Consider the following 14,175-nt stretch of genomic DNA (forward strand, 5'->3'; position numbering starts at 1 on the left):
TCTTAGTTATGTGTTTACAGAAGGTAAGTGATCTGTGGATACGGGCTCTTTAATACCCTTGGAAAGGATCTGTTGAACAAGCTGGTTAAGCCTAATGATTGACTTTCCATCACAAGCACCCAAGAATTTTTCTATGAAAATTGCATTCTTCTCTTTGTCCACCTTTGCCTCTCGAATTGAGGATAAAAGTAAGCTCTCATCTGGTTGATCTATTATTTGCCCGGGAATTTCTACCCTATAGTCAAACGCCAACCCTCTTTCGAGATCATACAATTCAACATCCTCCGCATAAAAAACTAATGGTTTTTTCATTAACGCAGCCTCGTAAACGACTGAAGAATAATCTGTGATTACAACATCGGAAGCAGAAATTAAATTGAAAATATCATCATCGGAAAAATCAAAAATTTTTCCGGGAATTTCATAAATATTTGATTTATGAACAGCTTCTAGACTTGAGTCAACCTTAATTGCAGGGTGGAGCTTAGTAACAAGCACTTCATCAGGGGTTAACTGCCTGGCTAATTCTTCAAAGTTCAGCTCAAGATTAAGATGAACATTGTCAGGCCACTTCCCGCGATAAGTGGGAGCATAGAGATAGATTTTTTTTCCCTTTAATTCGGGGTATGATCTATAAAATTCCTTCTTTGCAGCCTCAATTTCTAAAGCATTGAAACACCTATCCGTTTTTATTGCTCCCCATGCATAAACGTTATCAAGGCTTGTTGTGAAGGATTTGGCGTACTCTCTTCTCATGTACTCTGATGGTGCGAAAATATAATGTCTATTTGAAATATTCTTGTAAGTTCTATTTGAAAAAAACTTAACAGCTCCAGCTGCATGCCAAACCTCTACCCAAGTAGCCTGATTGGTATACTCATTCTTAAATGCACCAGCAGCAGAGACAATAACCCTTGCTCTAGCCAACTTTAGATAATCGCAGAAAGAAGTTGTTGTATTTTTTATTACATTTTTTTTATTAACTAAATGCTTTACCAACTCCTCAACATCATTCATGTTATTGATATCGACACCGACAACATCAATACGAGGCAGGCAGCGCCCAAGGAATTTTATTACTTTTGGATTAAAAATAAATCTAGATCTTAATACACTTGCAGCTTTTGAAATGGATGCTAAAATTCCATTAGTTTTCAAATAATCTATAGAACGACGAGTTAAGCGTATCGGTGCAGTAATTCGCCAAGAGGTAGATTCCAACACCTTCTGATAACGGCGCCTCTCCGAAGAGCAATTGATACGAGGATACGTTCGCCAAAATATATTTTCCTTAATAAATCTCAATAGTAAAACTTTAGAAATATCTGATTCGCTTATTGTATTAATCTCGGAAAGTCTTACTTGGCCACGCTCTTTATATTCATTAATAGTAGCAAAAATTTCAGTTTCCCACGCATTATAGATGGAGGATGGCTCGTAGCGTTTCGCACTTATCATTGCATTTTTGGACATCCTTATTCGCAAATCTGTTGACTTAACCAAGGATTCTAGACCATCTGCGTATTCATCTTTTGCAACGAGGAGACCATCGACACCATCGCATATCATTTCATTAACGCCAGAACAACTGTCCAGGCCTATTGCGGGAAGGCCAAATGATTGAGCCTCAATCAAGGTCATTGGACAGCCCTCAAAATATGAGGGAATGGAAAATATAGAGGCTTTCAGGTAATACTCTTCTGCGTTATCAACGTGACCTGTAAACTCAACTTTATTCTTTATACCTAATGAATTAACTAAGTTTGTATAATAACTCTTATTTGGACCGTCTCCGACGATCGTGAGAGTCCAGTCTGGGTATTTTGTAGCTACTTGAGCAAATGATTCTATTAAAAGTTTGATATTCTTTTGATTTTGCTCAAGCCGTCCTACACAGACAATATTATTGGCCTCTATATTACTTCGTGACGACACCGTAACTGGACAAGCATTTTTAAGCACGAATGAGCGGTCACGCAAGAACTCCGGGAGACCGTCCTTGAAGGACTCATTTAATAAGTGAATCCTATCAGCAGCGCCAAATATAGCATTTCTAATCTCTAGCTTTTCGTTATAGTTTTGTCCGAGCTTCCACCACATATTCAGATACTTTTCCGGATTATTATGTTCCGATATCAACAGTGGTATCTCAAGCCCATGAAGTGCTGCAACCAAAACAGATACAATTGAATTTGTAATCATCGGGAGCACAACATCTGGACACTCACGTAAAAATATTGAACGTGCTAGTTTTATATTTTTATCTGAGTAGTTTCTATGTATCTCGTACTTCTTGATAGACGAATTTAGGATCAACCTGTCAGGTACACCCTGCCCAGGATGAGTGAGAAATACAACTTCATGCCCCTTGCTGACAAGCTCGTTGGCCAAACCAACTGCAACAACGTCTATTCCGGTAATTTTGGTGTTAAGAGAAACAGTAAAAATACAGATTTTCATTTGAATTTTTTCTTAGACAGCTGGCTCTTTTCTTACAATATCTATTATCTGAGTGGTAGATATTCCCTCAGTTCTAGGGAAATAAATGACTTCACATAGATTGGAATAACAATCGAACTTCCCTTTCCAGTCATCCCCCATTACTAAGACATCAGCACCATGTTGCTTTATGTAATCCCCTTTTCTTTCAAGAGATTCTTCTAAAAATACTTCATCTACGCAATGTATAGAGCTTACAATCGCAATCCTGTCAGCTTCACTGTAAATTGGAGGGCGACCTTTCTTCTTTATATTTAAGGCGTCTGAAGAAACGCCAACAATAAGTTGATCGCCCAATTCCTTTGCTCTCTCTAATATATTTACATGACCAACATGAAAAATATCAAAAGTCCCGAATGTAATAACTCTCACTAACACCTCTCATTCGTATATATTTTCTAATTTAATATTTGTTAAGTTGTTCGGCCCAACCAAGTTTAGATCTACAGGTTTCATAAAAATTATGATCTATAGGGTGGATCAGGGTCAGCCGATGTGGCTTTTTATGAATTCGTATAACATCATTAGGTTCGGTAATAATATGATCTTGCCCGTCGCAAGTTACATGTGGATTAGCAGTATTGTACTTACCGATAATGATTTTAAACTCACTACTACCTTCCACAACAATTGGGCGGCTGCTCAAGGTATGTGGGTTTAGCGGCACCAGGACAATGGCATCCAGCTTTGGATGCATAATCGGCCCTCCACCAGATAGTGCGTAGGCGGTGGAACCCGTAGGTGTAGAAACGATTAAGCCATCAGAGCGTTGGGTATAAACAAACTGCCCATCGATATAAAGATCGAACTCAATCATCCGAATGAATTCACCGGGATGGATTACGATATCGTTAAGCCCCGAGCCTTTTCCTATAGGTTTGTCATCACGAGTCACAGACATGTCCAGCAGGAAGCGACTCTCGGCCATATATTTACCAGCTAACACCTCGCCAACTTTTTGCTCGATTTCATCAGGAGTGATATCGGTTAGAAAGCCCAGGCGTCCACGATTAATACCAAGTAGGGGCACACTGAATTTTGCCAAGGCGCGGGCGGCGGCGAGTAGGCTACCATCACCACCGACGACAATGACTAAATCACAGAGCTCACCTAGCTTTTCTTTTGAAGAGACCCGTGCGTTGGGGGCGGACACAGCCGTAGCAGTCTCCTTCTCCAAAACAACGGCGTAGCCTTGCTGCTCAAGAAATACCATAAGGCGCTTGAGCGAGAGCACAGCACTATCACTTTCAGTGCGGCCGATCAGACCGATATTTTGAAATTCCGACACCGCTCCCTCTCAAGTGCCCGAACCAGGGCCTTGTGATTGATGCTTTGCCTATCAGACGCCTAATCTCGTTTTAAAACGTCGACGGGGAAAGCTTCCTAAAAATGTGACAGGGTATTATGCCTTAGCTGGGTATTGGAGTCGAACAAGGACGCCCGGTCAAGGGAAGCCACCGGCCCAAAAAGGTTGTTTTTTAACCTAGCTACCAAGCTGTAATCCACGTCGCCCCTGCAGCCCTCCAGAATGAAGTGCCAGGATCTTAGTACCGCCTTCGAAATGGCCAGCATTAGCTCTTAGGTGAATCGCATACAACAGTTTGGCGGTATAAATAGGATCTAGAGGGATACCGGATTGACGCTCGAAAGCCTGCTGAAATGCCTGCAATTGGCTGGGGTATTTACCATAGCCGCCGCAATGGTACTCATTCATTAGCTCGGCATTCGTCGCGACTAATTGGTCACGAATGCAAGTTGTGCTTGTTGATAGTGCCGAGAGCCAGCGCTGTGCATCTCGGCGGATAGACTGACCTGCTCGCAAAACCTCAACGCCGCACACAGGAAAGCTACTTACAGATGCCCTCAGCCCTCCGAGAGTCAGGCCTGTACCGCAAGCCAGCCAAAGCTGATCAAACCTAATTGGCTTGGTGGCTTCGATAACTTTCCCCAATAAGAAAACTCCTCTTGCACCAGCAAAGTTTGCCCCACCTTCTGGCAAATAGAGGCAATTATGTAGCTCAACCCCTAAATGATTGAGAAACTCCTGCTGATTGCGTTGCCTATATAATTCTCGGGTCACAAACTTAAATTCCATGCCCAGGCGCTCTGCATCTTGCAGCATGGCACTCAGCTCTGGCGAGCGTTCACCGCGAATAATGCCAATGGTACGGAAGCCAAAGCGGGCCCCTGCAGCAGCAGAGGCATGTAAGTGATTTGACCAGGCCCCGCCACAGGTAATTAGGGTTTCGACCCCATGCTCTCCCGCCTCGATTAGGTTGTAAAGGAGTTTGTAGGCTTTATTACCTGAAATAAGCGGGTCTAGCAGGTCATCGCGACGGATCCAAACCTCAACTCCAGGGAAAAGATCACTGTGGACTTTCTGGTAGGGAATGTCGCGAGCGGCTTCGGTGAAGTAATTCAGATCGAGATTAGTTAAATAGTGAGGAATAGAGCTCATCTTTCTGGTTTTTGCCGTAACAATAGCCTCCAGAACTGATCGTCACTTGGGTGAAGCCAGGGGTCCAAAGAGGGCTACATTGATCGAGAGGTACATCGATCACTTCTAGGCTCCCCCCCCCTGAAACTTGCATCCTGCCAACCTGCATTGCCTAGATTGAGGGAGTCTTTATGCTGAAGACAAAAGCTTCACCAAGCCGGCGATCCAAATTTTGTTACAAGTGATAATGCATCGGTTGAGTCAGCTCTAGCTAGCCTCTATCCCCAGTGATGATTTGCACCCTTTATTAAGAGCCAAAACAATAAGCTTGTTTATTTCTGGAGGCACCAGGAAGTACTCAGATCCAGTAGGCCTTCCACCATCTGCTATTTTCTCAGCCTGCCGATCAGACCAAGACCGGGTTTCCTCCCATATGCGTCAATATAGGACCAACTCTAGCTCTCGCATACCAATCTTACAGATATGAAAAAGGCCCCATCTTTCGAAGGGGCCTTTTTCGTATCTGGCGGACCGGACGGGACTCGAACCCGCGACCTCCGGCGTGACAGGCCGGCATTCTAACCAACTGAACTACCGGTCCTCGGTAGTCAACTTCCACTTAAGGAAGTTGGTGGGTGGTACAGGGGTCGAACCTGTGACCTACGGCTTGTAAGGCCGTCGCTCTCCCAACTGAGCTAACCACCCGCTGCTCATCTTTTTTAAGGGCCTTGCCCCTTGAGCGAGGCGCATATTACTGGAATAAAATTTCCTGTCAAGAATTTTCGCGCCAAGACCCACCGTTATTCATCGGGCATGCTTTCCGAAGGTACAGACACCGGCTGCATCTCCCCATCCCCGACACTTGCCTCCTGCAATAGCTTGCCCTGTCGATAGTCTGGGTCTATTAGATGACCTGCTATCCGTACAGGAACCTCTTTAGGAATCAACTGCTCTTTCGGGCGCGCCAAGTCCTGCTCGTTGTAATTACAAACCCCGGTTGGAAAGATGCGACGTAAATCGTCGAGGCGACCCGAAATCTCTTCCGTATGGGAGCCGTATACGCCCTTTGCCAAGGCCCGCTCAACTGGCTGAAGCGCGCACTTAAAAATGTCATCCGTCACAGGTGCCCCGGCTACTTGCCTTGAAGTACTGTGTGCCGGGTACTCCCTCATACATTTACCCTTTGGTTGACCATTCCAGTCGCCATTCCAAACATCCGACCCCGAAGCCAATACATTACCTTCGCTGTCAAAGCAGCGGTCGATAGCATCCTCTGGTCGATTATCTACAACACCGCTGGCAGGATCATTGATGATGTTTTGCATCCAGCGGTCAACAAGATCTAAAGCGTCATCCAGAGGGTTGTAGTCTTTGTGACTCATCCAGATCAACTGATTATCCGCATGGCCCCGAGCTCTTCGAATACGCTCACGAGCAGTGAAAGAAGCGGAGCTATGATGCATATCCGGCTCTTCATCCAGATAGTGGCGCATATCTACAATTGGGATTTCCACATCCCCAAGGAAAACGTGACCCGACCTATAGATACCATTGATCGCCTCCATACTTGCTCGACTACGCTTGGCAGGTTTCTCCAAAGTTCCCATATTGAGATTTTGCTCGCTCCAAACGGAAAGCTTTACAGGGAACAACCCACCATTTAAAAACCATAGCTTTTCTTGTGACTGATTCTGCTGGGCCTTCCAACCACCTATGGCGGCATTAATTTTCAAGAAGGTGTCGATGCTGATTTCACTATCCACCAACGCTTTCAGCCCATATTGAACCCCCTCATTATCCCAGGTGGAATTTGCATAGCCATTTTCACCAGCTCCGTAAAACTGGCGGAGGTTTTCCCAATGAGTCCAATGCACCCTCTCCGGTAAATCCCCAGCAAAGCTTTTGAAGAAATGCACAAAATTTGGATTGTTTACTAATGGCACCAAACCACGCCACCCATCAACACACTCAGTTGCGCCACTTGGCCGCCCCCTGTAACGACTGTCAAACAAACCTGCTGCCATTGTTATCAGCTTGAAGCGACTATCTGCCTCAGGGTTGGCTGCTAGCCCCTGAATGCGCTGACGTTCCTCAACATCCTTCCAGCTGGGGTTGTCGGCATCCAAAACATCAAAGAAATACTCAAGCGGCTCACAGTCAAAGGCATAAATTGTCTGGGTCACCATATCTGGATAGGAATAGAGTGGAATTGCTGCATCCAGTAACCCTGGTGCATTTTGCGCGAATAGATATTGCTGTATGGCTCCTCCAGAACCACCGATGCCCACCGTATACATTGGCTCGCCATAAAGTGCCTGGAACTGTTTCTTGAGGCGCCGTGCCGTATCTTCAGCCAACCATAAATTGTAGTGATTTCTAGTTTGATTCGCTGTCGAGTAAACGATGGCATAGCCACGGGCCAATTGATCCATGCGCCGTGTAGTCACATCCCCTTTGCTCAGATTGCCTTGGCGCCAGCCAATACCAACTCCACCGCGAAATTGATAGATCAGGCGGCGGTTCCAGTTACTGGCATTCGGTTTTTCGGCTGTTTCTCCCTCTCCACGCAAAGCAGCAATGGCGTAAAAGTGCCGGTTGATCGTGCCCGTTTCCACTCGAACGATAAAATCTACCTGGCGACCATTCACTGTCACCTTATCAATATCGTTGCGCGCCTCATGTAGATAGTAAAAACTTCCATCGGTTGTACTGCGATAGAAGTAAGTGACCTCCGTGGCATGACTACAGTCCCGACTATAACCAATCACCTCTTTGGTTTTCTTTCCATCAGCATCTAAAGCAAAAACCGCCACTCCTTCCTTAACCTGGTTATCCACTAATGGCTGCCTATCCGTAATGGCATTGCGACCACAGAAGAACGGGTATTTTGAAGGGCCCGTAAATAGGGTTTCCACAGGTCCGACCTCACCGATTGAGATAGGGAAAGGGAAATACTCTGGTGGGCGCGACATCATTCTTGGATGAGGACCTGCATAGGCAGGCGCGGGAGAATATTCGAGGGCTCCAGCTGGCACTCCCAGCACCGGAGCATCCACCTTGCCATGCACCTTTGGTAGTTTTGCATATGCGATCCAAGCAGCTACTCCTAGCACTCCGACCAACACCAAGAAAAATACAGAGAGAAACCAAGCTCCCCTTGTCGACATAAACGCCTCCGCAGCTGCCAACTTCTATAACTGGTACAGGATGAGTATATGAAGGGATAAGGAGATCAACCGATTCTTGGCGCAGGGAAGGACTTATAGGAAGTAAGTATCAGAAGAGACGGATCGAATGATCTGACAAATCCGATAGAAAAAAGGGAGGCTGTTTAAGCTTCCCTTTCTGGTATAGACAAGCTGAGAAGAGCCTTAGTCCTTGGCGATAATACCCTTTTCCTGCAGAGTGGAAATAACCACCGCCACCTCCTGCTCCAGGGTCATTTCTGCCGTATTCAGGCGCAACTCTGGGGAAACTGGCGCTTCATAGGGGTCATCAATACCGGTAAAGCCTTTAATCTCACCAGCTCGGGCCTTTTTATAGAGGCCTTTGGGGTCGCGGGATTCCGCCTCTTCTAAGGGGCAGTCTACAAACACCTCCAAATAGGGCAGGCTTCCATCCTCGTGCATCTTTCTGACCAAATCGCGATCCTCGCGATATGGACTGATAAAGCTACTCAGCACCACAACCCCGGTATCCGCAAACAGCTTGGAGATCTCGCCGACACGACGGATATTTTCTTGGCGATCTTCAGCGGAGAAGCCCAGATTGGAGTTGATCCCTAAGCGTATATTATCGCCATCCAAGCGGTAGCTCAGAACTCCACGTGCAGCCAGGGCTTTCTCAACAGCTACCGCCACAGTGCTCTTGCCGGAACCAGACAAACCAGTGAACCAGAGAGTCACCCCTTTATGGCCAAGAATGCTAGCCCTGTTGTCTCGAGTTACATCGCCATCATGCCAATGTACATTGGTTGCCTTGCGTTCAACTGTTGTCGTCACCGATCACTCCAAGATTTCAGATTCAATTCCTATACACCCCCGCTTGGGAAGAAGCACATAAGCACCACCCACCCCTGGAAGCCTGGGCGCCAATTATCAAGCATTTGAGCCATATGCGTAAAGGTCCTGCTTATAGCATATTTAGCAGGCATGGCCATAAAGAAACATAAGAAAGATTAGAAAAACCTCCGCCCCATTAAATGAATAGGGGGTAAAAATCACGAAACCCAATCAAAAGGTAAAACTTTTCTCCCGCTAGATACGGCAAGCCCGCCACCGCCCTTTACAAACTGTGGTCAACGAGTATTTCCACAGTCACTCAAGGAGTGAGGTAACCGGTATATGATATTACTAGCTCTAAAGACGACCTTGCTGCGATTTGAGTATTAACAAACGCACCTTCACCAAAGGTACTCACCTACGATTCCAAAAACGCTCGCCAGGTATGAAAAGCTTTGTTAGAGCATCAATTTTTGCGAAAAAAGAATAATGGAACGTGTCATTACTTCCACAGTTTCACCCACCGTACAATAAAATGTATTTGAAAGAATGAGCTAAAGCAGATATCAGTGATATTTTTCCATAAAAAACAACACGCTAAATTAAGCGACATACAAACATGCTTCCTAAATACTTTTCATCTCCAGGCAACATAACCCCATAAAAATTCCTATAGAGGGGATACAAAATTACGTACAACCTTATCTCTTATTAGAAATCACCTTAACCCCTCAGGTATATCAAATTAGTAGAGTTTTTAAGCAATATCTCGCAAGCTGCAAAACAAAGAAATACGCAGACTTTCAGTCTCTTTCTGATTTTTCAGAGACCAGCCAACTAAAAATTACGCCCCACAATACCAAGAAAACTTCTCCATGACTTTTCACTTTTACTGATCTCTTTTTACTTTATTTTTAGTAATTGCCGCATTAGTTAGTCACTTTCAGCTAGGTATTAAAAGCAGCACCCTCAATCAATTGAGCAGCTCAGTTATAGCTGAAAAAATGGGATCCACACTTGGAGTATTAGGGCTTTGATTAGTATTAATATTCAGTATGAATTATAGCGCTTCAGCGGGCGAAGTGTACCTCTTCTTGATTTAGCTTGTGAGATCTGCATTGCATACTTGCAAGCAAATGTTCTACGAACCAGGGTAGCTATAATTTGATCCTGTCCATTAATAGAAGACACATCTCCACAGCAAAAAGAGATCAACCCACCCAATGATCGAGTATCTGAAACACTCTCGTGGGTTGCACTAAAAGAAATATGAGGGGTTGTCGCGCAAGCAAGCCAAGAGGAAAACCTGCTGAGGATACATCTATTCATCTCACAGCTTTGCAAGCTGCATGATTTTTTCACAGGGAAAGAGTCGCCACGCTCAAATACCCTACTCCTAACTTTCTATCTAGGCACGACGCACTTAATTGCGATATTTACCGTGTTTGGCATCGGCTTCCAGATAGTTAAGCACAAAGCTTCTTCTTGGCAAATAGCCGCCTCTTTAACATTATAATTCTCTACGGCAACTCTAATTATGGCGAATCTTGACCACTCAAAAGACGGTTCACTACTTATTGATCGAAATCCAATAGCGGAGCTATACGAGTGACTATAAAATGAACAAGTCACCCCTTAAGGCCTCCCTGGCTTAAGGCTATAAAGTAGCCTTCTAGAGCCCCTAGGCCCCCAACTCCACTCATAGCTAATTTACTGCAGCCTTACTACAACTTCACATCAGGAAAGGGGTTCTTATTCTGAGCTACTTAAAGTTCGCAAAGTCAACTCTAGCTAAAATACATTTCAATATAGATAACGATACATTCGCCATGCTAACCTCTGACCTCTAAAAGGCATATAGTAGCCCTACTTTTTGTAAGGCTTAGCTAGAAGAAGGAGGCAGATAGCCGATGGCAAAAAGTGTTCTGGATAGGTTCAAAATTCGCAAAGGGAAGGTTTTTGAGGCGCCACTAGAGGGGGCCTTTGGTCGCTTGGTTACACCTTTTGAAGAATTTATTCATCGCCAAAGTAGCAGTGGTATCTTATTAATGCTCTCTGCATTGGTAGCACTGATTGTTGCCAACTCCCCCCTACAGGATGCTTACAAGCACCTGCTGCACGTACCAATTAGCATCGGCTCCGGTGGCTGGGAGCTTTCTCTTTCATTACACCACTGGATTAATGATGGCCTAATGGCCATTTTCTTTTTCTTAGTAGGGCTTGAACTTAAGCGTGAATTTCTAGTTGGAGAGCTTTCCGATCTACGCCAAGCGGTCTTACCATTAATGGCAGCTATTGGTGGCATGGTGGTTCCAGCTCTTATTTACAATTCTCTCAATAGCGGCAGCGCAGCGGCATCTGGGTGGGGCATTCCCATGGCTACCGATATCGCCTTCGCAGTAGGCTGTATAGCACTTCTAGGAAACCGAGTACCCAGAGCAGTTGTAACCTTCCTGGTAGCCCTGGCCATTGTTGATGACCTGGGTGCAATCCTTGTGATTGCAATCTGGTATACCGAGCAAGTGAACACTACTGCTCTAATCGCATCCGGCTTTCTAGTTGTAACCATGGGTTTACTCAATGCTGCCGGAATTCGTCGCTCTTCAGCCTATGTTTTTATAGGTATTTTACTCTGGTATGGACTTTACAAGGCAGGCGTCCACGCAACGCTAGCCGGTGTCATTACCGCCATGGCATTGCCAGCTAAACCAAAGTATGACCCAGTAGCATTCAGCACCTTTGTAAAAGATATTATCCGCAGCTTCGACCGCTATTTTCGCCCCGGGGACAAAATCATTGCTAACGATGCCCTCCACGCAAGAGTAATGGCCCTGGGTAACGGTGTAAATCTGGCTCAGTCCCCCCTGCAACGTATGGAGACTCGCTTACATATCCCTGTGGGCTTTATAGTAATCCCTATCTTCGCACTCGCAAATGCAGGCATCCCTTTCGACAGCTTTAGCAGTTCAACAGCGGTGTTCAATCCAGTAACCCTTGGAGTTATTGGCGGCTTGGTTGTTGGCAAGCTAATTGGCATTGTCGGCGCCACCTGGATTGGCTGGAAACTTGGCTGGGGCAAACTCCCAAAGGCCGCAAACTTTCAGCACATCATTGGTGTAGCTCTTCTCGCCGGTATTGGATTTACAATGTCGATCTTTATTGCCGAGTTGGCATTTAGCAGCCAAAACGAGATTCTGATTCAGGCGAAAGCCGGAATTTTGTTGGCTTCTGTGATCTCAGGGGTCGCTGGTTTCTTGATTCTGCGCAACGCCCCAGCATCGGTTGACAGTGAAGATGAGTTCCAGGATGTAGCTGGAAGGGAAAGTTCAGATAACTTTCTACCTCCTCACTCTGCCCGCTAGCATAAGTAGATTAATGGGAAACAGTCCATTACCGATCTAAATTTCGTAATAGCAGTCGAATAATTATATTCGATAGTTAATCGACTGCTAATAAATACCTGCAATAATTCCTTATGTAGACTCACTTTGTAGTGAGTCTACTAAACCCGGACACCAAGTTAAGTGGTAAAGTTGCCATCAAAGATAGAGGTGTTCAATGAGTAGACGAAGTCAACCTTTCCTCCCAAATTAAACTAGATGCTGCCCGCCTAGCAGTAGTTCACACTATAGCCTCCAAGACTGTTTTCTATAATTTGTCTACGTAAAGCCCATCCCAATCAAATTCTCACCAGAGTGACATCACAATGAGCGTAATTTACAATACTGTTCGCTGTAGAGCCGATAAGAGAACTTAGACCTTTCTTAGAATGCGTCCCCAGCACAATTAAATCGACATTTCTCTTTACAGCTTCCTTACAAATAACTTCATAAGGTTTACCCACCTTTAGGGCACGATTCTTTTTAGCGACACCAAAAGATGAAGTAATCTCCTCAAACTTAGGAATAGCATCCTCTTTAAGCTCCCGTTGATAATCCTTAGGAAGAAAGCTATAAGGGAGCACATTCAATACTATTAAGTTACTTTCATGCTGCTTAGAGAGATCTACTGCCTTTGAAAGCACAAAGCGGCCCTCCTGGGAAGCCTCTATAGCGCAAAGAATTGTTTTATACATCTACTCTCTCCATGATAATGACAATTAATAATTAATAATTAATAAAATTGACCAACAAACGGACTAACAACTTTATCCGCCAGATAGATTACTACGCATACAGTCCCTACCCTGCACCCAACCTATAGCTAAAACAAATGACAATTTTTACTAACACTCATACTCTAAGTTTATGCTCACCTTAGAGAAGTATTTCACAGTTCTCGCCACAGGTAAGTGATTTCTCAGGTACAGGTATTAGATTGCCCCATATTTTGTGGATGGTTAGTAGATACTAGCGCTCCCCGGCATCTACAAGCGCCTGATAAATACGATCAGGATAATCGCCAATTATTCCATCTACACCCAATGATATACTGCGCTCGATATGGTCCGCATCGTTCACCGTCCAAAGGTCAACATCCACACCTTTTTTCTGAAAAAAACGCACGTAAGGCTTGGTTGTTATACTATATGGCAGTTGCGCGACATCAAATTGCGGTTTGAAAGCCCAGCCAAAACCCGAACTCCAGGCAAGGCTTGCCTCCACAAGCTCACCTATGGTTGCACTGGTCCTGACCTCACCCCCGCTAATTTCTCTAAAGTGTTTCATTGCTTTGCTATGTTGACTCGCAACAGTCACTCTCTGCTCCATCCTGTAGTCTAAAATAACCTGCCAAAGCACTTCTGAGAGCTTTCTGTCGTTAGGTTTTATTTCCACATTAAAGACCCCATCAGGATATCGCTCAAACAGTTCATTCAGCGTTAATAAAGTAAGCCCCTGATTTCTGAAAGGATAGCTACTGCCTTTATCCAGGGTAAACTCATGCCCAGCATCCAGGGTCTTAATTTCACCCAGAGTCAAATCATTAATTTTATCGGGCACTCCAACATTGTCTTTGAGATCTGCATCATGATTTATGATGATGTAATGGTCTTTCGACAAATGTACATCCAGTTCCAGAATATCCGCCCCTTGCTCTAATGCCTTATCGAAAGCCAGCGCTGTACTTTGAGGGTATTCGCCAGATGCACCCCTGTGCGCGAGGATCTCAACAGCAAATGTCTGACTGCAAAAACCGAAACCGAGAGCAAGACAAATAATTATCCTTCTAGATTCTTTCATTTAAATAATCCCCAGTAATTTTTAGATATCAATATACCCCTGACCGACTTCCACACAG

Annotated in this window: 9 protein-coding genes and 2 tRNA genes; 1 reads left to right on the forward strand and 10 read right to left on the reverse strand. The window is 44.8% G+C overall.

Annotated features, from left to right (window positions below; genetic code table 11):
• Nucleotides 1-6: 6 nt before the first annotated feature.
• The 8 genes from ACXAFI_RS10485 to cysC all read right to left on the reverse strand — a co-directional run bounded on the left by ACXAFI_RS10485 (nucleotide 7) and on the right by cysC (nucleotide 8,937).
• The gene (locus ACXAFI_RS10485) at nucleotides 7-2,460 is read right to left on the reverse strand and encodes a CDP-glycerol glycerophosphotransferase family protein (protein WP_475108751.1); all 2,454 of its coding nucleotides are present in this window, start codon (nucleotides 2,458-2,460) and stop codon (nucleotides 7-9) included.
• A 12-nt stretch (nucleotides 2,461-2,472) separates the two neighbouring features.
• Nucleotides 2,473-2,871 carry an FAD synthase family protein gene (locus ACXAFI_RS10490; RefSeq protein ID WP_475108752.1) on the reverse strand — a complete coding sequence of 133 codons (399 nt, stop codon included), beginning with the start codon at nucleotides 2,869-2,871 and terminating at the stop codon, nucleotides 2,473-2,475.
• 31 nt (nucleotides 2,872-2,902) lie between these two features.
• Nucleotides 2,903-3,787 (reverse strand): NAD(+) kinase, encoded by an 885-nt coding sequence (locus tag ACXAFI_RS10495; RefSeq protein ID WP_475108753.1) that lies wholly within the window; start codon nucleotides 3,785-3,787, stop codon nucleotides 2,903-2,905.
• A 195-nt stretch (nucleotides 3,788-3,982) separates the two neighbouring features.
• Nucleotides 3,983-4,957 carry a 1-aminocyclopropane-1-carboxylate deaminase/D-cysteine desulfhydrase gene (locus ACXAFI_RS10500; RefSeq protein WP_475108754.1) on the reverse strand — a complete coding sequence of 325 codons (975 nt, stop codon included), beginning with the start codon at nucleotides 4,955-4,957 and terminating at the stop codon, nucleotides 3,983-3,985.
• A 503-nt stretch (nucleotides 4,958-5,460) separates the two neighbouring features.
• A tRNA-Asp gene (locus ACXAFI_RS10505) sits at nucleotides 5,461-5,537 on the reverse strand.
• A gap of 28 nt (nucleotides 5,538-5,565) precedes the next feature.
• Nucleotides 5,566-5,641: transfer RNA gene (locus ACXAFI_RS10510), tRNA-Val, on the reverse strand.
• 95 nt (nucleotides 5,642-5,736) lie between these two features.
• Nucleotides 5,737-8,103, reverse strand: a complete 2,367-nt coding sequence (locus ACXAFI_RS10515) for a DUF6351 family protein (RefSeq protein ID WP_475108755.1) — start codon at nucleotides 8,101-8,103, stop codon at nucleotides 5,737-5,739.
• Nucleotides 8,104-8,307: 204 nt separating this feature from the next.
• Complete coding sequence (gene cysC / locus ACXAFI_RS10520; protein ID WP_475108756.1) at nucleotides 8,308-8,937, reverse strand: adenylyl-sulfate kinase; 630 nt, start codon at nucleotides 8,935-8,937, stop codon at nucleotides 8,308-8,310.
• Nucleotides 8,938-10,847: 1,910 nt separating this feature from the next.
• On the opposite strand from cysC, the gene nhaA reads away from it, so the two are divergent.
• Nucleotides 10,848-12,299, forward strand: coding sequence for a Na+/H+ antiporter NhaA (gene nhaA, locus ACXAFI_RS10525; protein WP_475108757.1), 1,452 nt, complete (start codon nucleotides 10,848-10,850; stop codon nucleotides 12,297-12,299).
• 317 nt (nucleotides 12,300-12,616) lie between these two features.
• Here the strand turns inward: nhaA and ACXAFI_RS10530 are convergent, their stop codons facing one another.
• Together ACXAFI_RS10530 and ACXAFI_RS10535 are read right to left on the reverse strand one after the other, a co-directional pair.
• Nucleotides 12,617-13,012 carry a universal stress protein gene (locus ACXAFI_RS10530; protein WP_152453184.1) on the reverse strand — a complete coding sequence of 132 codons (396 nt, stop codon included), beginning with the start codon at nucleotides 13,010-13,012 and terminating at the stop codon, nucleotides 12,617-12,619.
• Nucleotides 13,013-13,286: 274 nt separating this feature from the next.
• Nucleotides 13,287-14,117, reverse strand: a complete 831-nt coding sequence (locus tag ACXAFI_RS10535; protein WP_475108758.1) for a glycerophosphodiester phosphodiesterase family protein — start codon at nucleotides 14,115-14,117, stop codon at nucleotides 13,287-13,289.
• Between the last annotated feature and the right edge of the window lie 58 nt (nucleotides 14,118-14,175).

This window comes from Microbulbifer sp. ABH2_005 (assembly GCF_056160005.1).